Origin of the sequence: Cupriavidus sp. AU9028 (genome assembly GCF_019795295.1) — a bacterium.
Classification (GTDB): Bacteria; Pseudomonadota; Gammaproteobacteria; order Burkholderiales; family Burkholderiaceae; genus Cupriavidus.
Map to the genome: position 1 here is coordinate 190,039 of NZ_JAIMCG010000002.1, position 20,427 is coordinate 210,465.

Annotated in this window: 21 protein-coding genes and 1 riboswitch; of the genes, 9 read left to right on the forward strand and 12 right to left on the reverse strand. The window is 67.8% G+C overall.

All coding sequences use genetic code 11. From position 1 onward, the window contains the following. Positions 1 to 52: 52 nt before the first annotated feature. A complete protein-coding gene (locus K6V06_RS03145; RefSeq protein ID WP_222240125.1) occupies positions 53 to 1,072 on the reverse strand; it encodes a DUF1338 domain-containing protein in 1,020 nt (339 codons plus the stop codon). A gap of 187 nt (positions 1,073 to 1,259) precedes the next feature. Here K6V06_RS03145 and K6V06_RS03150 point away from each other — a divergent pair, with 187 nt between their 5' ends. Then, positions 1,260 to 2,201 carry a LysR substrate-binding domain-containing protein gene (locus tag K6V06_RS03150; RefSeq protein WP_222240126.1) on the forward strand — a complete coding sequence of 314 codons (942 nt, stop codon included), beginning with the start codon at positions 1,260 to 1,262 and terminating at the stop codon, positions 2,199 to 2,201. Positions 2,202 to 2,385: 184 nt separating this feature from the next. Here the strand turns inward: K6V06_RS03150 and K6V06_RS03155 are convergent, their stop codons facing one another. Then, entirely contained in the window at positions 2,386 to 2,925 is a 540-nt protein-coding gene (locus K6V06_RS03155) for a DUF962 domain-containing protein (protein ID WP_222240127.1), read from the reverse strand. Positions 2,926 to 3,096: 171 nt separating this feature from the next. Between K6V06_RS03155 and K6V06_RS03160 the strand changes: the two genes are divergently transcribed. From K6V06_RS03160 to K6V06_RS03170, 3 genes are all read left to right on the forward strand, one after another. After that, on the forward strand, positions 3,097 to 3,813 hold the full coding sequence (locus K6V06_RS03160; RefSeq protein WP_222240128.1) for a Crp/Fnr family transcriptional regulator: 717 nt from the start codon (positions 3,097 to 3,099) through the stop codon (positions 3,811 to 3,813). Continuing rightward, positions 3,810 to 4,676: an arylamine N-acetyltransferase gene (locus K6V06_RS03165; protein WP_222240129.1), complete on the forward strand. Its 867-nt coding sequence runs from the start codon at positions 3,810 to 3,812 to the stop codon at positions 4,674 to 4,676. The genes K6V06_RS03160 and K6V06_RS03165 overlap by 4 nt, the downstream gene beginning before the upstream one ends. Positions 4,677 to 4,862: 186 nt before the next feature. Then, positions 4,863 to 5,627: an SDR family NAD(P)-dependent oxidoreductase gene (locus tag K6V06_RS03170; RefSeq protein WP_222240130.1), complete on the forward strand. Its 765-nt coding sequence runs from the start codon at positions 4,863 to 4,865 to the stop codon at positions 5,625 to 5,627. Positions 5,628 to 5,664: 37 nt separating this feature from the next. Here the strand turns inward: K6V06_RS03170 and K6V06_RS03175 are convergent, their stop codons facing one another. The 4 genes from K6V06_RS03175 to K6V06_RS03190 form a co-directional block, all read right to left on the reverse strand. Continuing rightward, entirely contained in the window at positions 5,665 to 6,204 is a 540-nt protein-coding gene (locus tag K6V06_RS03175; protein WP_370637369.1) for a CreA family protein, read from the reverse strand. Beyond that, positions 6,205 to 6,690: an acyl-CoA thioesterase gene (locus K6V06_RS03180; RefSeq protein ID WP_222240131.1), complete on the reverse strand. Its 486-nt coding sequence runs from the start codon at positions 6,688 to 6,690 to the stop codon at positions 6,205 to 6,207. It lies immediately after the preceding gene. A 184-nt stretch (positions 6,691 to 6,874) separates the two neighbouring features. Next, positions 6,875 to 7,159: an HU family DNA-binding protein gene (locus K6V06_RS03185; RefSeq protein WP_222240132.1), complete on the reverse strand. Its 285-nt coding sequence runs from the start codon at positions 7,157 to 7,159 to the stop codon at positions 6,875 to 6,877. Positions 7,160 to 7,399: 240 nt separating this feature from the next. Then, entirely contained in the window at positions 7,400 to 8,620 is a 1,221-nt protein-coding gene (locus tag K6V06_RS03190; protein ID WP_222240133.1) for a Bcr/CflA family multidrug efflux MFS transporter, read from the reverse strand. A 232-nt stretch (positions 8,621 to 8,852) separates the two neighbouring features. Here K6V06_RS03190 and K6V06_RS03195 point away from each other — a divergent pair, with 232 nt between their 5' ends. Next, positions 8,853 to 9,428 carry a hypothetical protein gene (locus tag K6V06_RS03195; protein WP_370637370.1) on the forward strand — a complete coding sequence of 192 codons (576 nt, stop codon included), beginning with the start codon at positions 8,853 to 8,855 and terminating at the stop codon, positions 9,426 to 9,428. A gap of 101 nt (positions 9,429 to 9,529) precedes the next feature. Here K6V06_RS03195 and mdoH read toward each other — a convergent pair whose 3' ends face one another. The 3 genes from mdoH to K6V06_RS03210 all read right to left on the reverse strand — a co-directional run bounded on the left by mdoH (position 9,530) and on the right by K6V06_RS03210 (position 14,279). Continuing rightward, entirely contained in the window at positions 9,530 to 12,094 is a 2,565-nt protein-coding gene (gene mdoH, locus K6V06_RS03200; protein WP_222240134.1) for a glucans biosynthesis glucosyltransferase MdoH, read from the reverse strand. Next, positions 12,067 to 13,653: a glucan biosynthesis protein G gene (locus K6V06_RS03205; protein WP_222240135.1), complete on the reverse strand. Its 1,587-nt coding sequence runs from the start codon at positions 13,651 to 13,653 to the stop codon at positions 12,067 to 12,069. Before K6V06_RS03205 ends, mdoH begins: the two co-directional genes overlap by 28 nt. Positions 13,654 to 13,976: 323 nt before the next feature. Further along, positions 13,977 to 14,279, reverse strand: coding sequence for a hypothetical protein (locus tag K6V06_RS03210; protein ID WP_222240136.1), 303 nt, complete (start codon positions 14,277 to 14,279; stop codon positions 13,977 to 13,979). Between K6V06_RS03210 and K6V06_RS03215 the strand changes: the two genes are divergently transcribed. Further along, positions 14,278 to 14,631: a hypothetical protein gene (locus tag K6V06_RS03215; RefSeq protein WP_222240137.1), complete on the forward strand. Its 354-nt coding sequence runs from the start codon at positions 14,278 to 14,280 to the stop codon at positions 14,629 to 14,631. The genes K6V06_RS03210 and K6V06_RS03215 overlap by 2 nt on opposite strands. A gap of 33 nt (positions 14,632 to 14,664) precedes the next feature. On the opposite strand, the gene K6V06_RS03220 is transcribed toward K6V06_RS03215, so the two are convergent. The 3 genes from K6V06_RS03220 to K6V06_RS03230 form a co-directional block, all read right to left on the reverse strand. After that, entirely contained in the window at positions 14,665 to 15,369 is a 705-nt protein-coding gene (locus K6V06_RS03220; protein WP_255581556.1) for a surface-adhesin E family protein, read from the reverse strand. A 213-nt stretch (positions 15,370 to 15,582) separates the two neighbouring features. After that, on the reverse strand, positions 15,583 to 16,227 hold the full coding sequence (gene ribB, locus K6V06_RS03225; protein WP_222240306.1) for a 3,4-dihydroxy-2-butanone-4-phosphate synthase: 645 nt from the start codon (positions 16,225 to 16,227) through the stop codon (positions 15,583 to 15,585). A 287-nt stretch (positions 16,228 to 16,514) separates the two neighbouring features. Beyond that, positions 16,515 to 16,676, reverse strand: a riboswitch (FMN riboswitch). Positions 16,677 to 16,769: 93 nt separating this feature from the next. Then, positions 16,770 to 17,720, reverse strand: coding sequence for a helix-turn-helix domain-containing protein (locus K6V06_RS03230; protein ID WP_222240138.1), 951 nt, complete (start codon positions 17,718 to 17,720; stop codon positions 16,770 to 16,772). 192 nt (positions 17,721 to 17,912) lie between these two features. On the opposite strand from K6V06_RS03230, the gene K6V06_RS03235 reads away from it, so the two are divergent. The 3 genes from K6V06_RS03235 (at position 17,913) to K6V06_RS03245 (ending at position 20,330) form a co-directional block, all read left to right on the forward strand. Continuing rightward, entirely contained in the window at positions 17,913 to 19,226 is a 1,314-nt protein-coding gene (locus K6V06_RS03235) for a hemolysin family protein (protein WP_222240139.1), read from the forward strand. 138 nt (positions 19,227 to 19,364) lie between these two features. Continuing rightward, complete coding sequence (locus K6V06_RS03240; RefSeq protein WP_222240140.1) at positions 19,365 to 19,739, forward strand: DUF6152 family protein; 375 nt, start codon at positions 19,365 to 19,367, stop codon at positions 19,737 to 19,739. Positions 19,740 to 19,802: 63 nt separating this feature from the next. After that, positions 19,803 to 20,330, forward strand: coding sequence for a hypothetical protein (locus K6V06_RS03245; protein ID WP_222240141.1), 528 nt, complete (start codon positions 19,803 to 19,805; stop codon positions 20,328 to 20,330). The last annotated feature ends 97 nt before the right edge of the window (positions 20,331 to 20,427 follow it).

The window sequence follows — 20,427 nt, forward strand, 5'->3', positions numbered from 1 at the left end:
CCGGTCCACGATCGGCGCAGGAACGGCGGGCCGGCAATGCGGCCCGCAGCCTTCAGCAGGCAGCCGTCATCTTGAAGATGCCCTGTGCATTGCCGGCATCGAACGACAGGTCCAGGCCCGACTTGACGCCTTCGCCCGCGGGCATGACGTCGCGCGTGATGAACTCGTAGAACGAGCCCGGCACGGTGCGGCGCACGGTCACTCCGCTGGCGTCGACGAACTCGCGCTCGACCGGATCGGCCTTGAACGCGGTCTGCAGCACCCGGCCCGAGCGGGACACCTCGACGGCATCCTTGATGGGGCGGCCAAGCTCGCGCTGCGCCTGTGCCAGGGCATGGACGTCGGGCACGCGGTCGGTCGCGTGGTTGAACGCATTGCCCTCGGTGGCGATCCACGCCATCTCGGCCGACTCCTTCAGCAGCAGCTCGTAGTCGGCGAGCGCGACCGGGCCATGCTGGCGCTCGAAGCAGGCGACCAGTTGCGGCACCAGCCTGGTGGCGTCGTCCAGCGACAGATGGCCCTCGCGCTCCACCTGCGCAAGCAGGGCGACCGCGTCTTCGCTCAGCGGATCGACCGAGCTGGCGAGCACGCGGGTGACGGCCTGCTGGAATGCCGCGCTGAAGCGCTCCGGGTGCAGTTCGCTGACGAAGTACTGGGCAATATCGTCGGGCAGGTCGACATGGGCATACGAGCGGCCGGTCATGCCGATGCGGTCCAGCGGATACTGACCATTGAGCTGGTAGCCCAGCGGAACCAGGATGCGGGTGAAGGCGATTTCGCCGGCCGGCAGCGCACCGCTCTCCCACTTCACCGTGCGTAGCGCGCCGTGGTCGAACACGACCTTGCCGCCGGCTTCGATCACGTCGCGGGTGTACGCCATGCCGGTCGGCACGCGCTCCAGGATGCCGGCGAACAGCACCATGTTGAGCGCCTGCGCGATCTCCGCGCGGCTGACCCGTTGCGCGTCCGCCCGCAGCAGCGCCGGCGAAACATTCATCAATTGCATCAACTCGGCAGACTGTGCTTCGCCGCATGCGACATCCAGCATGCGCTTCAGATTGGTTTGGTTCATCGCGATGATACTTCCTTGGTAGGGCTCTCTGGATTGGCTTGGCGCAGGGATTGCCGCCCGGGGAGGGCGAGGCGGCTGCGGCGCGGCGACCATTGTGCGGCGCTGCGGGGCTTCATACAATTGATTCCTTTGCAGGAACATCCTTCCAAAATGGAATCAACTGCTCCACCCGGCGGAGGACAAGCCGATGCGTAGGGGAATCCCGAGCCTGACCGCCTTGCAAATGTTCGAGGCGGCCGCCCGGCATGGCAGCTTCACCCGCGCCGCGGACGAACTGGCGGTCACCGAGAGCGCCGTGTGCCGGCAGATTGCCGGCCTGGAGGCGCGCCTTGGCGTGCCGCTGTTCCACCGCATCCGCAAGCGGGTCGTGCTCAGCCCGGCCGGCACCGTCTATGCCGAGCAGGTGCGCCAGCGGCTGGACGAGATCGAGCAGGTGACCCTGGACGTGATGGCCCAGCGGCCGCTCGGGCGCACCATCGAACTGGCGATCGGACCGACCTTCGCCAGTCAATGGCTGGTGCCGCGGTTGCCGGGGCTGGCCCGCACGCTGCCGGACCTGACGCTGAACCTGTCGGCGCGCACCGAGCCGTTCGAGCTGGCCGATACGCCCTTCGATGCCGCGATCTACTACGGCGAAGGCGTCTGGCCCGGCACCGAGGGCGAGCGCCTGATGGAAGAAGGGCCGTCGATACCGGTATGCAGCCCGGCCCTGCTCGGGCGCCGCAAGCGGCTCGAGCCCAGGCAGCTGGAGGCGCTGCCGCTACTGCACCTGACCACCCGGCTGCGCGCCTGGGGCGAGTGGTTCGCCGGGGCGGGACTACGCCCTCCCCCGTTGCGCGGTCCCCGCTACGATCTCTATACGATGCTGGCGCAAGCGGCGGCGGCGGGGCTGGGCGTGGCGCTGATCCCGCGCATCCTGATCGCGGCCGATCTGCAGCAGGGACGGCTGATCGCGCCAATTCCCCCGTCTGGCGGCGCATCTTCCGGCGCGGAGGATGGCCCGCCCGCCAAGGCCTACTACTTCGTGCACCGCAAGGGCTTGCCGGCGCACGACCCGGTGCTGCAACTGCGCGACTGGCTGCGGGAATGCGCGCGGGCGGGCGACGTCGACAGCTTGGCGCGGGGGTGACGGGGGCTGTAGACCAACCCCTCTCCCCGGCCCTCTCCCCGGCCCTCTCCCCTTGAATGGGAGAGGGGGAAAACCGTTGGTATCTTCATATACCCGCCGGCTTGCTCCCCTCTCCCGCCTCGCGAAAGAGGGGCCGGGGGAGAGGGCCTGCTGCGCATCGCCATCCGCGCCCCCCTTCCACGTGCTATGCGCGGCGCGTGTCCGGCGAACCGGCCGCCTTGGACCGTCCCGTGGGCTCGGTTCGCTCCATCTGCGCGCGAGTGTCGCGCGCCCAGCCGAGCGCGAACGCGGTTTCCGCCACCAGGAACAGCGGGCCGATCAGCAGGCCGACCAGGTCGTCGACGAAGGCCGGCTTGCGGCCCTCGTAGTAGTGGCCGACGAACTGGACGATCCAGCCGATGACGAACAGGCCGATGCCCAGCCCCAGCCATTGCCCGGTAGGCAACGCGCCGATCCAGTGCCCGGCGATCAGGAAGGCCAGCAGGATCGCCGTCATCGCCGCGCCGAACGCCACCGACAGGCGCAGGTAGAACAGGCACGACAGCAGGTACACCGCCATCGCAGGGGTCAGCACGGCGGCGTCGCCCAGCTCCCAGCGCGGCCGCGCCAGCAGCGTGGTCACCGCCAGCACGATCATCGGGATACCGATGAAATGCGTGACGACATTGCGCCGGTCACGGTGGTAGGCGGCGTAGTTCGACAGATGCTGCGTCAGGGTCTTCATGGTGGTCTCCGGTGGCGACACACGGGTGTTTGCCCCGCTGGAATGCGATCGCCGAACTATAGTAATGTGCGCGACGGAAGCGGTCTGTCCACTTTTTGACAGTCGCCGCGCCGGCCGGAATGGGCGCTGCCGGAGGACCGGTAGCGCCGCCCCCTTCCGCGGAGTTGCCCGATGAATTCGTCCAGCAGCGACCTGTCTCCTGCCCCCGATGCGCTGGCCCTGTCTGCCATCCGCGCGGGGGCCTGGTTTGCCGCGCTGCCGCACGCCATGCAGCAGCGCATGCTGGGCGACGCGGTGGCGCGCCGTCTGGACCCGGGAGACGTGCTGTTCCGCCGTGGGGACGCCTTCGACGGCCTGTACGCCGTCGCCGCCGGGGCCATGCTGATCCATGCGCCCGATCCTGACGGCAAGGTCGCGCTGCTCGGCCTGCTCGCCCCCGGGGCGTGGTTTGGCGAGATCTGCCTGTTCGACGGACTGTCCCGCACGCACGCGGCCAGTGCCTCGGTACACACCTCGCTGCTGCATCTGTCCCGCAGCCGGCTGGACGCCATGCTCGCCGACCATCCGCAGTGGTGGCGCGAGTTCGGCAAGCTGCTGGCCGGGAAGACGCGCGAGGCCTTCCGCTATGTCGAGGAAGCGCAGTTGCTGCCACCGATCGCACGAACCGCGCGACGGCTGGCGGCGATCGCGCGCGCCTACGGCGACGCGGTCGACACGCCGCGGCCGCGGTCGATCCATCTGCCGCAGGAGCAGCTTGGACAAATGCTCGGATTGTCACGCCAGACCGTCAACCAGGCCCTGCGCGAGCTGGAAGCACGCGGCCTGCTGTCCCTTCGCTATGCCGATATCGAACTGCGCGATCTGCGCGCACTGGAGGAAATGCAATGAGCCAAAACCCCCTGCACGCCACACCCGTTCTTGCGCCGGAACGGCTTGACGCCTACCTGGACCGCCTCGGCCTGCCCGGCCGCGGCGCGCCCACGCTCGAGACGCTCGACGCGATCATCGCGGCGCAGCTGCGGCAGATACCGTTCGAGAATGTCGACCCGCTGCTGGGCTTGCCGGTTCCTATCGAGCCGGATGCGGTATTCGACAAGCTGGTGGTGCGCCGTCGCGGCGGCTACTGCTTCGAGCAGAACACGTTGCTGGCCGCCGCGCTGGCGGCACTGGGCTTCGATGTCGCGCCGCTCGCCGCGCGCGTGCGCTGGGGACTGGATGAATCGACCCCCAGCCCGCAATCGCACCTGCTGCTGCACGTGCGCGTGGCGCACCGCGACTACATCGCCGATGCGGGCTTTGGCGGTCCGACCCCGCCGGGTGCGCTGCCGCTGTCGGAGCCCGTCGCCGAGGGGATGCGCTATCGGCTTGCTGCTGCCCCGCTGTCGGCCGTGTCGTCCGGCAGCATGCATCTGTTCGACCTCGAATGCGAAGGTGACGGCGGCTGGTTCAAGCTGTATCGCTTCGACCTGTCCCCGCAACAGTGGATCGACTATCAGGCACGCAACTGGTACGTCAGCACGCATCCGCAGAGCATTTTCACCGGCAATCTGCTGGTCGCGCGGACCGACGGCAGCACCCGGCTGACCATGCGCAACAACGAGCTGACCGAACGCGAGCCGGATGGCACCGTGCGCAACCGGCGGCTGGAAACGCCCCAGGCCGTCGTGGAAGTACTGCGCGAACGCTTCGGGCTTGCCCTCGATGCCGCCACCGACGAGGCGCTTGCGCGACGGCTGCAGGGGCTGATGTAGCGCGCATGCGGGCGGGATCATGCACCGCATGAATCGCCCGCAGAAAGAATGCTGATATGACTGCTGGCATGCCGTCAGGCGGCTGGACGTGCAACATGCTGCAACGCATAATCTGGCGGTCCCTGGCGCTCGATTGCCGGGGCTAAAAAAATGGATCCCCAGACAGGATCGGTAGAGGAGACTCCCATGTCATTGTTCGACCTGACCGGAAAGGTTGCCATCATCACCGGCTCTTCCCGCGGCATCGGCCGCGCGATCGCGGAACAGATGGCGGTGCAAGGCGCGAAGGTCGTGATTTCGTCGCGCAAGGAAGAAGCCTGCCGCGAGGTCGTCGATGCCATCAATCAGCAGCACGGCGCCGGCACCGCGATTGCGGTGCCGGCCAATATCTCCTCCAAGGAAGACCTGCAGAACCTGGTCGACGAGACCAACCGGCAGTTCGGCCGCATCGACATCCTGGTCTGCAACGCGGCGTCCAATCCCTACTATGGCCCGATGGGCGGCGTGACGGACGAGCAGTTCCGCAAGGTGCTGGACAACAACGTCATCTCGAACCACTGGCTGATCCACATGGTGGCGCCGCAGATGATCGAGCGCAAGGAAGGCTCGATCATCATCGTGTCGTCGATCGGCGGCCTGCGCGGCTCGCCCACCATCGGGGTCTACAACGTCTCCAAGGCGGCCGACTTCCAGCTCGCCCGCAACCTGGCGGTCGAATTCGGTCCGCACAACGTGCGTGTCAACTGCATCGCGCCGGGCCTGATCCGCACCGATTTTGCACGGGCGCTGTGGGAAGACCCGGTGCGTTACCGTCAGTCGACCGAGAATGCGCCGCTGCGCCGCATCGGCGAACCGGTCGAGATTGCCGGCGCGGCGGTCTACCTCGCCTCGCAGGCCAGCTCCTTCATGACGGGCCAGGCGATGGTCGTGGACGGCGGCGTCACCATCTGACGCCGCGCTGCAGGGGCCGCGCGGCCCCTTGCCCTCCCTACTTCACCGGAATCGGTGTCCCCCGGTCGATCGGCACCGCGCTGACGCTGTTCTGCGGGCTGCCGGACACGATACGGTCGGAATAGGTCAGGTAGATCAGCGTATTGCGCTTGCCATCGACCATCCGCACCACGTGCAGCGCCTTGAACAGGACCGACATGCGCTCGGAGAACACGCTGTCCTGCCGGGGCAGGGGCGCGGGAAACGAAACCGGGCCAACCTGACGACAGGCGATCGACGCTTCCGCCGGGTCCTCCGCCATGCCGAGCGCGCCCTTGATGCCACCGGTGCGGGCGCGCGACACGTAGCAGGTGATGCCCGGCACCGCGGGATCGTCGTAGGCCTCGACCACCACGCGGTCGGAGCCGGTCACGCGGAAGTTGGTATTGACGCTGCCCAGTTCCTCGGCCAAGGACGGCGGCGCGATGGAAACGGCAGCCGCGCCGGCGACGGCCGCCAACCATGCCTTGCCGCCTCGTGCGGTGGACAGGGGCCGCGGAAGACCGCGCCGGTGACTCGTCATGTCTTGCTGCGTCATTCAGCTCACCGCCCCCTTGATCTCGTCATGCCGTTGCTGCATTTCCTGCCGCAGCTGACGGCGGCGCTGCGCCGCGTCGAAGCGCTGCCGCTCGACCTCGTCGCGCGGCACCAGCGGTGGCACTTCGGCCGGGCGGCCCTCGTCGTCCACCGCGACCATGGTGAAGTAGCAGCTGTTGGTATGGCGCACCAGCTTGCTGCGAATGTTCTCGGTGATCACCTTGATGCCGATCTCCATCGAACTGCGGCCGGTGTAGTTCACCGCAGCCAGGAACGTCACCAGTTCGCCGACGTGGATCGGCTGGCGAAACACCACCTGGTCGACCGACAGGGTCACCACATAGCGGCCGGCATAGCGGCTCGCGCAGGCGTAGGCCACCATGTCCAGGTATTTGAGGATCGTGCCGCCGTGGACATTGCCGGAGAAGTTCGCCATGTCCGGCGTCATCAGCACGGTCATCGAAAGCTGGTGGGAAAGGTCGTTCATGGTGCAGCGGGAGAAGGCCGAAGGGATTGCAGTGTAGCGCGGTCGCAAGACAAGGCGTTTGCCGCCGACGGCGCAAATGGAAAAAGCGGCCATCGAGGCCGCTTTTTCCGGAATCCGCACCGCGAACTTGCGCGGCATCTTGCAAGCGCAACCGGCGCGATGCCGACGACGCGAGCGGCGGAGCTTACTTCTTCTTCTGGTTGAGGGCGTCCTTGAAGCCCTGGCCGGCCGAGAACTTGACGGTCTTGGCCTCGGGAATCTTGATGGTTTCGCCGGTACGCGGGTTGCGGCCGGTGCGGGCAGCGCGCTTGCCCGCGCCAAAGCTGCCAAAGCCAACCAGCGTCACCGATTCGCCCTGGGCGACGGCCTTCTTGATGTTTTCCAGCGCGGCGTTCAGTGCGCGCTCTGCTGCAGCATTGCTCAGTTCCGCGTCCGCTGCGATGGCGGATACCAATTCACCTTTATTCATGGCTGTTTCCCTTGTTGGTCGTCGTCATCGGCGATTCTGGCGCGGGGCTGTTTCACCGACGGCGCAGTCTAATCCGCCGCTTGCAAGCGAAGCAATCCCCAGTAGCACCGATGCAACGAAAATGCGAGAAATCACCGAGTCAAGCCGGTTTTGGCGCTGTTTTCCCCGCCATTTCACGCATTTGGGGAGGGTTGGAGCGCCATTATGGGGCGCGGCTGCTTGCCCAGCGGCCATCCGCACTCAGCCAGCGCCGGACTCGCGCAGGCGTTGTCCGCCGCGGCCAACGGCGCGCATCAGCACGGCACCGATGCCGGCGGTTGCCATCACCACGCCGAGCGGAACCGCCGTGCCATCGTGCCAGACGCTGACGGCCACGCCGGCCAGCGTACCGAGCCCGAACTGCAGCGTTCCCATCAGTGCCGAGGCCGTGCCGGCACGATGGCCCTGATGCGCGAGCGCCAGTGCCGATGCATTGGGGTTGATGCAGCCGAGGCCGGCGATGAAGAGGAAGAAGCCGGCCACCAGCACGGGCAGCGCGGCGAGGCCGGCGATCGCGGCGATGGCGAGCATCACGCCGGCCAGGCACGGCGCGAACAGCGCCAGACCGAGCACACGATCGAGCGAGCGGCCGCGCACCAGCGCCGCGTTGACCTGCGACATGCCGATCAGCCCGATGGCATTGGCCCCGAAGACGAAGCCATAGTGCGAGGGGTCGATGCCGTTCAGTTCGATCAACACGAAAGGCGAACCGGCGATATAGGCGAACATGCCAGACTGGGCGAAGCCGGCGCACAGCGAATAGCCAAGGAACTCCCGGTCCCGCAGCAGCTCCCCGTAGTTGCGGAACACCTGGCCGAGCCGCAGGGGCACCACGCGCGAGCGGTCCAGCGATTCCTCCAGCCGGAAATGCACCAGCAGCAGGACCGCCGTGCCGGCGGCCACCATCACCCAGAAGATGGCGCGCCATCCCCATGCGGTCAGGATCGCGCCGCCAATCAGCGGCGCGAGGATCGGCGCAAGGCCCATCACCAGCATCAGCGACGAGAATGCCCGCGCGGACTCATGGGCCTGCAGGCGATCGCGCACCATGGCCCGCGCGACCACCACGCCGGCGCAGCTTCCGGCCGCCTGCAGGAAGCGCCAGGCCATCAGCGCGTCGACATCGTTCGCGAGCGCGCAGCCCACCGCCGCCAGCACGTACAGGCCCAGTCCGACATAGAGCGGCGCCTTGCGCCCATAGCGGTCGCTGAGCGGGCCATAGAACGCCTGCCCGGCGGCAAGGCCGACCAGGAACGTACCCAGCGTCAATTGCACCCGGTCGATGCCCACCCCGAGGTCGCCCGCCAGCGACGGGAACGCCGGCAGGTACATGTCGATCGAGATCGGGCCGAGCGCCATCAGTGCGCCGCAGATGAGAAGCCAGAGAGGAAAGCGTGACGGTGCGGAGGGAACGGAAGTCATCGATGTGGGCGCGAAGCACGACCGCCATGGCGACGGGCCGCGGCAGCAATGCCGCCGCTGCGGCGCAAGGCCGGCGGCGCGTATCAAAGGCGCAATTGTTGCATAGCTGAACTGACCCCGCGAAGCACGGGTTTCGCCAGCGACATGCGGAGGTTACAATGCCACCCGGCCGGCGAGCTGCCTGCCCGCTGCCTGACGGGCATCCATACCGCTCCAGGTGTTCCTGATCTGCATGAGAACAAGACCGATCCATACGACCGCACCGCTGGCCATCACCGCATGCCTGCTGAGCGCGTCGCTTGCGGCTGCGACGCCAGCACGTCCGGCATCGGCGCCCACGGCGACAGGAGCGGCAAATGGCGCCCACCAGCCCGACGCGCTGACCCAGATGCTGCGCGGCGCCGCGACCGGGCAGAACACCGGTGCAGCAGGCGTTCCCGAGCTGCTGCGCGGCTCCCGCCGCCCGGACGGCATCCTCGCCCGCGCCTGCCGCGAGCTGAACGACGCGCTGCCGATCGACATCGACACCGAAACCCGCTTGCGCCGTTGCCAGGCAGTCCCCGGCAAGCACATCCTCTTCCAGCTCGAACTGGTCAACTATCGCGGCCCCATGCTCGACCTCGCCAGCTTCGAAGTCAGCTATGCCGCGCCCCTGCAGCGCAATATCTGCGCGAACCGCGACGTCGAGATCCTGACCAAGCTCGGCATCAGCATGCTGTTCCGCTACATGACCCGCAAGGGCAAGGGCGAGCGCCGCGTCGGCGACGTCTATATCAACGGACCGATCTGCACGGCGGCGCTGCGTTGAGCGCGACATGAGAAAGGCCCGTGCCAGTTTCCCGGCACGGGCCTTCTGCTTTCACCTTGTCGTCCCCGCACGGGCGGGGACCCAGCGGCGTCGGTCCTGCATCAAGCCGCCGCCCCGCGCGGTCGCAGCGGCACCACGTTCGCGGCCCGCCGTGCCGGCAGCACGCGCGACTGCTTCCAGCCCTCGTCGGCCAGCGCCGATGCCCAGACCGATTCGTGCAGCCTCGACAAGGCGAGCGGATCGTTCAGCAGCAGCAGCTTCTGCTTCGGATCGAGCGCGTCCGGACCGGAGGTCAGCGCCTGCTGCACCAGCACCGCGTGCTGGCGCTGCGTGGCCGCCGGTTGCACCAGTCGCGTCGTGCCGGTCGCGCACATCAGCGCGTTGGTGACCGGATCGACCACGGCATCGATGAACTTCGGTTCCGGGCCGGCCTCGGCAACATGTCGCTGGGTATCCACCAGTTCCCGCGGCGGATGCGCTTCCTCGGGAATCACGAAGAGGCGCTGTGCCTTGGTCAGGCGTCCGAGGCTGACGCGCGAGAGCAGGACCGACAGCGGAATCGACGCCGCCAGCGAACCGACGATCGGCAGCAGCCACCACAGGAAGTCCGGGTTGAGCCAGTAGACCAGACCGCCCCAGGCCAGGCCCAGCACGGTATGCCAGCCATGGCGGCGGAATGCCTCGCCCCAGCTCGTCTCGGCGTCCTCGCGCGGGGGCGACTTCCACGAGATGCCCCAGCCGATGTAGGCGGCCAGCACGAACTGCGTATGGAACAGCATGCGCACCGGAGCCAGCAGTGCCGACACCAACATTTCGATCAGCATCGACAGCGTCAGGCGGATCGCCCCGCCATACTGCCGCGCCTGGCGCAACAGCAGCAGCACGCCGGCCAGCTTGGGCAGGAACAGCAGCGTCGCGGTGGCGGAGAACAGCGCCAGCGCCTTCTCCGGATGCCACTCCGGCCAGTTCGGATAGAGCTGGTACGGCTGCGAGAAATACTCGGGCGGCACCAGCGCATGCTTGGCCAGCATCGCGGTGGACAGCACCAGGAACAGGAACCACAGCGGCGCCGACAGGTACGCCATCACCCCGGTCAGGAACACGGCGCGGTGAACCGTATGGAAGCCCTGCTTCATCCACAACCGGAAGTTCATCAGGTTGCCCTGGCACCAGCGGCGGTCGCGCTTGACCTCGTCCAGCAGGTTCGGCGGCAGTTCCTCGAACGATCCCGGCAGGTCGTAGGCGATCCACACGCCCCAGCCGGCCCGGCGCATCAGCGCGGCCTCGACGAAGTCGTGCGACAGGATTTCGCCGGCCAGCGGCCCCTTGCCCGGCAGCGGCGCGAGCGCGCAGTGCTCCATGAAGGGCTTGATGCGGATGATCGCGTTGTGGCCCCAATAGTGCGACTCGCCCAGCTGCCAGTAATGCAGGCCGGCGGTGAACAGCGGGCCGTAGACGCGCGTGGCGAACTGCTGCATGCGCGCGTACAGCGTCTCGCGCCCGGCCGCCAGCGGCGCGGTCTGGATGATGCCGGCGCCGGGGTTGGCTTCCATCAGCCGCACCAGCGTGGCCAGGCATTCCCCGCTCATCACGCTGTCGGCGTCGAATACCACCATGTAGCGGTACTTGCTGCCCCAGCGGCGGCAGAAGTCCGAGACGTTGCCGGTCTTGCGCTTCACGCGATGACGGCGCCACCGATAGAAGATGCGGCCGAAGCCGTTGACCGCGCGGCAGGTCTCGATCCACGCATTGGTCTCGGCGGTCTTCAGGTCCGGATTGCCGCTGTCGGAGAGCACGAAGAAGTCGAAGTGCTTCAGTTGCCCCGTGCGCTCGAGCGATTCGTAGGTGGCGCGCAGCCCGGCGAAGACGCGTGTCACGTCCTCGTTGCAGATCGGCATGATGATTGCCGTGCGGGCATCGTCGGCGATCGGCGCGTCGCTGGCGGCGCTGCGCGAGATCAGATGGCGATCGCCGCCCTTGGCCAGCACCAGGAAGCCCATCATCGCGGTCCAGAAACCGGCGGACACCCATGCGAACAAGACGGCGAACAGGCCGAGGGTCACCCTCTCCAGCAGATCGGCGCCCTTGTACGGCAGCACCGTCGACATGAAGTAAGTCGCCATCGCGGTTTGCAGGATCACCAGCACCAGCAGCACCCAGCGGCGGTGCGCGCCGGCGGGATGCCACTTGCCCTCGGCATCGGGGCCGTCATGCAGCGTGTCCCACGGTTCCGGAGCGGGCGGCTTGCCCAGCATGCCGCGCCAGGCGTTGCGCAGGAATCCGGCGATGACATGGGGCGGCCAGGGCCGCGGCACCATCGAGGCACGGCGCGGCTCGGGGCCGGTCGCCACATGCACGCTGCCGTCGGCGCGGTGCTCGACCAGCGGCTCGCCGTCGATACGGGGGTCGCCATAGGCGAGCTGCAACCGCCGCTCGATCGACGCATAGGCGCCGCCGGTGGGAACACTGCCGCCCTCGCTGGCCGCCAGCGACTGCTGCAGGCGGCGCAGCGCGGTCTCCGCGTCGCCGCGGCTTGCGTCATGCGCTTCGATATCGGCCAGCAGTTCCCGGCGCTGCTCGGAAGACACCGGCAGCTGTTCGAGGTAGCGCTCGCACGCCTCGGGGGCGGTGCGCTGCTTCAGCCTGGGGGTAAGATGTAGCTCCACGTCTCGGACAGGGTTGTATTGCCGTTGCGAAGATAGCCGCGCAACTCAACCGGCTTGCTGTCATCCTTGCGGCGCAGGAACATCGTCATGCGCCACCCCCCGGTAGCCTCGTTACGCCTGGTTTGCGTGCGCAGCAACTCGGCATTGCCGTCGGCGGATACCACCGCGTCGATATGCGCGTTCGCTTCCAGCTTCTTGAAGGCCGGCCCCTCGAAATCGACGACATACGAGAAGCTGGTGTCTTCCTTGTCGCGACTCAATCCTGGCCCGCGCCGGGTCTGCGTGACCCAGGACAGCGGGGGTTGCCGCTCCTTGTCCTTCTGCCAGAGCAGGCGGTACTCGAAATCGAACGGCTGCCTGGGCTTGGGCGGATTGTCCGGGACCCAGTAGGCCACGATGTTGTCGTTGGTCTCGTCCGGCGTCGGGATCATGACCAGTTCGACCCGGCCCGAGCCCCAGTTGCCCTTCGGTTCCACCCACCCGCTCGGCCGCCGTTCATACCATTCGCCGATTTCCTGATAGCTGGCGAAATTGCGGTCGCGCTGCATCAGACCGAACCCCTCGGGATTCGTTGCGGAGAAGGATGTAACAATTAGTCGGCGCGGATTGACGAGCGGCCGCCAGATCCATTCGCCAGTGCCCAGCTGGACGGACAGGCCGTCCGAGTCGTGCACTTCCGGGCGGAAGTCGGTGCTCGGGGCCGGCTGGTTTTCGCCGAACAGATACATGCTGGTCAGCGGCGCCAGGCCAAGCTTGGTGACGTTCTCGCGCATGTAGAGCCGCGCCTTGACCTCGGTCTCGGTATCCGCGCCAGGACGGATGATGAAGCGATAGGCCCCCGTCATCCGCCGCGAGTCCAGCAGCGCATAGATCGTCAGATGCTTGTCGCCACGAGCGGGCCGCTCGATCCAGTACTCGACGAAGTCCGGAAACTCCTCGCCCGAGTTCAGCGCGGTATCGACCGCCAGGCCCCGTGCCGACAGGCCGTACCACTGGTCCTTGCCGACGCCACGGAAGTAGCTGGCGCCAACGAAGGACACCACCTCGTCCTTGTGCTTGCCATTGACCGGATGCAGTACGCGGAAGCCGGCGAAGCCGAGCCCCTTCAGCGACTCCGGGTTGAACTTGTGCGAACCGTAGTTGAAGGAGGACGGGTCGAAGCGGATCTCGCGGATGCGGCTGCCGACCACCTCGTTGATCTTGACGGGCTTGTCGAACACCATCCCTTCATGGAAGAAGGACAGTTCGAACGGCAGCTTGGCGTCGCGCCACTGATAGCGCTCCGGCTTGAATTGAATCTCGCGGTAACGCTCGTACGAGAGCTGGCGCAGTTCGGCGGGAAGCTCGTGCCTGGGGGGCTTGTACGGGCTGTTGGCCAGCTGGCGGGCGCGCGCCGCGACCGTATCGAAGCTGAAGGCATGCGCGGCCATGGCGCCGCACGCGAGCATACCCGCCAGCAGCCAGCGGCCCAGCCGGGCGCCGTGCCGCGCCGGCTGACGGCCGAGGGCCGAGGCACGGGAACGGTCAGGGAGAACCGGAAGCGGAACAGTAGCGGTCATGTTGCCGTAGTGAAGGCGGTGAATCGGAAAGCAGAGACGGAAGGCGCCATGTCGGGCTCTCCGTCGATCGGTGAGGGGCGCCATTCGAGGAACGGCACCGGGGGACTTGTCGTTTTGCTGCAATGCGGGACAAAACCTTAACAATTCAATCCTCAAAAGTCACGTTGCGATCACGCAAACTGTGCAACAAAATGCAACCTTGATTGCGCATTGTCCTCATTTCGGTTCAATGTGCGCGCGGGCGCGCATGCTCTATGCTGCTCTTTTTGCCTGTCTTGACGTGAAAGTGACTCGTGAAACCTTTACTGGTTCCCCGCGAGCCGTCAATCCTGCATAGGTTGGAGGACGCTGCCGGGGGCCAGCATTTGCGCGCGGCCAGGGACAGGAATGGCAGGCGCGCCGCCCTCGTTTTCCCGCCTGTTGCCAGTCCTGTTCGCCGCCGAACCGCCACGCCCCGATTCGGCTGGCAGGCTACCGTTCTTGCGAGTGACTAAACCGGCATTTTCCGGCCAAACCCACGCAACGATACGGAAGATGGTCTGGAGGCAACCCATGATGGACAGGCGAACCGAGCGCAATGGCGGCAGCCGGGCAGGAATCGCGTGCCAAACGAGAAGGTTCTGCATGGCGGCATTGGCCTTGTTCGCGTCCGCCGCCCACGGCTATGTCGATCACTACCTGGCCAGCACCATCGTTGGCACCATGAGCCAGAGCGAGGCGCGCTCGTTCGCCGGCGCGGTCAACCGGGCGTTGACCGGCAGCGCCGACGGCGCCGTGACCCCGTGGTCGGTCCCGGCGACACGCCGCCGCCCGGCGATCCGGGCCACCATCAGCGTATTGGAGAGCCGGCAAGACATGCGGCAGCCCTGTCGCCGGGTACGCAGCGAATTGCGGCGCGCGAGCAACCAGGAGTCGTGGACCGGCTGGTTCTGCCGGCAGGGCGATGGCCGGTGGAAAGCGAGCATCGTCGGGCAGTAGGGCCGCGGGACGGCGGCTGCCCGTCGGTGCAGCTTAACCCTCCGGATAGCTTCGGCACATCCTCTCGATCACCTCGCCGGCAATCGTGCCGGCGGCGGCCGGTTGCGGCTGGCGGCGCCCGGCGATCGTATAGAGCGGCTCGCCACGCGCGAAGCGCTTCGAATAGAGCGTCTGATCGACGACCGCATACATCGACGTAGAGCAGTCGAGCACCATGCGGCGCAGCGATGAGCGGATCGGCTCACCGTTCGCGGTCTGAATGACGCCGCTAGGGGAGTTGCGCATCAGTACGACACCCACCTGCGTACCGCGGCGGCGCACCGAGCGTTGATCCAGATAGGAGATCACGCCGTTCATTCCCATCAGCGGCACCCAGCGTTGAGGGTCGGGCGCAGCCGGATCGGGACTGGCAAGCACGATGCAGCCATCCTGGCGAGTCGAACGGAAGACGGTCCCGCCATTGGGGCCGCGGCACTGGTAGAGACCCTGGGAACGGGGCGCGTTGGCCGCCTCGCCGGCAGGTGCGGCATGGACGGCGCCGGACAGGCCGGCGGGCAGCGCCGCAACCAGCACGGGCAGGGCGGCCGCCAGGGCACGCTGGACGTGCGACCGCGAGCCACGGCCCGCGGCAAAGGCGGGAGCGGGTCGGCGGGCGGCGGAAGCGGCGGAAGCAGCGGCGGCGGAAGCGGCGGCAGAAGCCGCCGCAGAAGACGCGGAAGACGAAGCGGAGATCGGCATGGGCAGGGAGGAGGCAAGGACGGCAAGGTTGCGCCCGGCGCCGCAAGACAAAGCCGCCATTGTCGCACAGGCGCTTCCCGCGCAGGCCGCAATTGCGCTCAACCTGCGCCTTCTTCCCGGGATTTTCCGGGTTTTGGCGCCGCTGCCGGCGCGATGGCCCGGCAATGGGATGCGTCCCTGCCGTTGGCCGGAGCGGCCCTGCCCTGCCCTCGCTCAACGCGCCCGCTGCCGCCAGGCCACCAGGTCCGCGATGGTCAGCATCGGCAGGCCATGGCGCTCGGCGAAGTCCGTCACGTCCTTGCCCCGGGCCATGGTGCCGTCCGGATTCATCAGTTCGCACAGCACCGCGGCCGGCGACAACCCCGCGAGCCTCGCCAGGTCCACCGACCCTTCGGTATGGCCGCGCCGCTCCAGCACGCCGCCGTCCACCGCCACCAGCGGGAAGACATGCCCCGGGCTGACGACGGCGTCCGTACCGGCGTCGGGCGCAATGGCGGCGCGGATGGTGGTGATGCGGTCGGCGGCGCTGACGCCGGTGCTGACGCCGTGCCGGGCTTCGATCGACACGGTAAAGGCGGTGCCATAGCGGCTGCGGTTGGCTTCGACCATCGGCCGCAGGCCGAGCCGGTCGCTGGTCTCGCGCGGCAGGCACAGGCAGACGATGCCGCTGCACTCGCGGATCAGCATCGCCATGTTCTCCTGCGTCAGCCGCTCGGCCGCGACGATCAGATCCGCTTCGTTCTCGCGGTCGTCGTCGTCCATCAGCAGCACCGGGCGGCCGTCCCGCATGGCTTGCAGTGCGGCCTCGATGCGGGCCTGCAGCGCCGCGCATGACGGCGGCTCGGACGCATCGCCCATCGGCGGGAGGACGTGCAGGGGCGCGGCGATGGCGGCATCGGCGCTGCCGCTGCCCGGCTGCAAGCCGGCTTCGTTCTGATCGGGGAAGGCAAGTCCAGACATGTGAAACGCTCCTTGTTGTCGGATCCATGGGCGTTTCAGGGTGATGACGAACAAAAGGCCCGGCCCGGCAGGCGAGCGCCGGCCGGCATGCCGATTCCCGGTCCATGCCAAAGCACGCGCCGGCATGCCGGTGGGGCAGCCGCGCGCGCAAGGACAGTCCAGGCGAGCAAGAGCAACATCCGTTCGTCCATCTTCTTCCATCCGGACTATCACCGTCGGCCCTGGCTTCTCACCAGGTCTGCTGACCCCGCGCATCGGCGCGGGCGCTCGCGGGCTCGCCGTCCGCAACCGTTGGCGCGGACCGGCATACCGCCGGTGGGGACTTTCACCCCGCCCTGAAGACGTAACGCTGCCGGCGGCGGCAAGGAAACGGAAGGGTTCCGCCTGGCCGCCATCGGCGCCGAGGATGTTAACACGGCAGCGTCGATTCCGCTGGCCGGCTAGCCGGCGGCGGCCATCCGCGCCGGCCTGTCTTTCGTCGCCAGGTCCTCGAAAACCCGCCGGGACGCCTCGTCCGCCGGGAAGAAGCACTCGATGCGCATTTCCTGCAGCGTGATGTCGTGCGGGTTCCCCAGGGTGGTGAGCGTGGAGAACATCGCCACCCGGAACGGCCCGCGCCGCACGGCGACGGGCAGCACCGGCGGCAGTCCTGCCTCGGCGATGCCGTCGGCCATCGCATCGACGAGCGGCACGCCGTCGCGCACCATATCGGGATGCCAGCGGGCAATGCGGGTGAAAATCTCGCGCGCGGCACGCTCATGCGCCTGCCCCTGCAGCTCCTGCCAGACCCGCCGCAGCAGATAGCGGCCCACCTGCTCCGCGTTTTCCAGCGTGGGCCACAGCCCGTCGGGATCGAACACCGCCAGCATCAGGTTCAGCCCTGGCGGCCGCGACGGCGTCAGCAGGCGGCCGCCAATCTCGTTCGCGTCCTCGTCGTCGCCATCGATGCCGTGCGCGGCGGCGGGATGGTCTTCCCCCAGCAGCGCGGCGAGCATGCGCCGGTAGGCCCGGTTGGCGTCGATCAGGTTCCAGAAGCGGTCCAGCACGACGGCCGGGTATGGCTCCTGCTTGTCCAGGATCAGCCGCACCGCCTGCTGCACCATCTGCAGGGGCGGTTCGTCGAGCTGGTGCTCGCTGAAGACCGGCGCGAAGCCGGCCGCCAGCAGCAGCCGGTTGCGCTGGCGCAGCGGCACGTTCAGGCAATCGGCCAGCGCCAGGATCATCTCCCGGCTGGGCCGCGCGCGCCCGGACTCGAGAAAGCTGATATGGCGCTGGGAGACCCCGGCGGCCAGCGACAGCGCAAGCTGGCTATAGCCGCGCCGGGTGCGCCAGAAGCGCAGCAGGCCCGGGAAGTCGACGGCGGTTTCGGAGGCGGGAATGGCGGTTTCCATGCTTCGCATTACAGCATGCCGCGCACGCCGCAGCCATGACCGCACAGGTAATCGAAATCCCGTAGTCCAGCCTTGCCGGACGCCTGAAAGGTGGACGTAATGCGGCTGCAATCCTCTTGAAATCGTGCCGAAAAGGCCTGATGGTATGCTTGCTGACCTTACAACACCCGCGCGCAGGGGGCGCGCAACCTGATGGAAATAGCCATACTGCTGGCGCTCATCCTGCTCAACGGCGTCTTTGCCATGTCCGAGATCGCGCTCGTGACGGCCCGCAAGGCGCGCTTGCAGAAATACATCGAGGAAGGGGACCGCGGCGCGATCGAAGCGATCAAGCTCGGCGAGGACCCCACCCGCTTCCTCTCCACGGTCCAGATCGGCATTACCTCGATCGGCGTGCTCAATGGCGTGGTCGGCGAGTCGGCACTCGCCCAGCCCCTGGGCGTCTGGCTCCAGGGCTACGGCCTGGAAGCGCAGACCGCCGGCTATCTCGCGACCGGCCTGGTGGTGGCCGGCCTGACCTATTTCTCCATCGTGCTGGGCGAACTGGTGCCCAAGCGCCTGGGGCAGCTGGCGCCGGAGGTGATCGCGCGAATGGTGGCGCGCCCGCTCAGCTGGCTGGCCACGGCTTCCACGCCGTTCGTCAAGCTGCTGTCCGGTTCGACCCAGCTGATGCTGCGCCTGCTCGGCGTCAAGAGCGGCGCCGGCCCCGCCGTGACCGAGGAAGAAATCCACGCGCTGCTGACCGAGGGTTCCGAGGCCGGCATCATCGAGCGCCACGAGCACACCATGGTGCGCAATGTGTTCCGCCTGGACGACCGCCAGCTGAGCTCGCTGATGGTGCCTCGCGGCGACGTGGTGACGCTCGACGTGGAAGTGCCGCTGGACGAGAACCTGCGCCGGATCGAGGAGTCGGACCATTCCCGCTTCCCGGTGGTGCGCGGGGGCATGCACGACGTGCTTGGCGTGGTCAGCGCCCGCGCGCTGCTGGCGCGCAAGCTGCGCGGCGAAGCCACCGATCTGGCCGCGGTGATGCAGCCGGCGGTGTACGTCCCGGAGAGCGTGACGGGCATGGAGCTGCTGGAGAACTTCCGCTCCTCCGGCGGCCAGATGGCCTTCGTGATCGACGAGTACGGCGAAGTGCTGGGCATCGTCACGCTGCAGGACCTGATCGAGGCGATCACCGGCGAGTTCAAGCCCGATATTGCTGGCGACGAATGGGCGGTCCAGCGCGACGACGGCACCTGGCTGCTCGACGGCCTGATCCCGATTCCCGAACTGAAGGACCGCATCGGCCTGCGCAACGTGCCCGAGGAAGACAAGGAGCGCTACCACACGCTCTCCGGCATGCTGCTGCTGCTGCTCGGCCGGCTGCCGCAGATTGCCGACTCCGTGGTCTGGCTCGACTGGAAGTTCGAGATCGTCGACATGGACGGCAAGCGTATCGACAAGGTGCTGGCATCGCCAGTACCCGCCATCGAGGCCCCCGAGGCGGAAACCACCGGCTAGCGCCGCTTCCCGGGCAGGCCTGCCTGCCCGGGAATCCCGCTCCCAAAGCGTCATCCGCGCCGCCTATACTCGGTGGTGTTCCGTACCCTCGGAAGATGTCCAGCCGGCAGCTTGCCGCTGCCCGACCCGGAGACCACCATGCCCCACCCGCTTCACGCCATGCGCCGGGCCATCGTCGCCTCGGCGACCGTCGCCGCGGCGCTGCTCGCCGTCCCCGCCTCCGCCCATCACGGCTGGTCCACCTACGACGACAGCAAACCCGTCACGCTGACCGGCAAGCTGGTCGAGGTCCGCTACGAGAACCCGCATGCCACCGTGCGCATCGAGTCCGGCGGCAAGCGCTGGGTGGCAATCCTCGCACCCATCTCGCGGATGCAGGCGCGCGGCGCCACCGCGGAAAAGGTCGCGGTGGGCCGAGAGGTGACGCTGGTCGGCTATCCCAGCAAGGAACATGCGGATGAAATGCGCGCCGAGCGGATCGTGCTGGATGGCCAGACCGTCGAGCTGCGCTGACGTGGCGCCACTGGTGCCGCTGCCCCTGCCGCGGCCGGTCCCGCTGCGCGACCGGACATCGCCGTGAGCCTGCTGCCGCTGCTGGCCGGGCTCGGCGAGACGGTCGCCGCCACGCCGCTGTCGGCGGCGCTGCGCACTTCCCCCTGGGCCTATCCGCTGCTGGAAATCGTGCATCTGGTCGGGCTGGGGGTGCTGTTCGGCTCGATCGTAGTGGTCGACCTGCGGCTTGCCGGGGTATGGCGCAGCCTTCCCGTCACGACCCTGCTGCCGGGCGTCCTGCCGCTGACCGTCGCCGCCTTCCTCGCGATGGCGGCAAGCGGCGCGCTGCTGCTGGCGGCGCACGCGGACGAACTGGCGACCAACCCGGCGCTGCTGGCCAAGCTGGCGCTGATCGGCATCGGACTGCTCAATGCCGCGCTCTTTCATGCGCTGCCCTATCGCCGGCTGCATCGCCAGCTTCGCGGGACGGACCCGGGCGCCGGCTGGAACACCGGCGCGGCACCGCCGCCCGGGGCGCGGGTAGCGGCCGCGGTGTCCCTGGCGGTGTGGACGCTCGTCATTGCCGCTGGCAGGCTGATTGCCTATGTCTGATCCGGCCTGATATCCGGTGTTACAAATCGACGCCCCGCCCCGGCGCAATTCTGCAACGCGGACGGTAAAATCGCGCCGATCGCTTTACCTCCAAGGA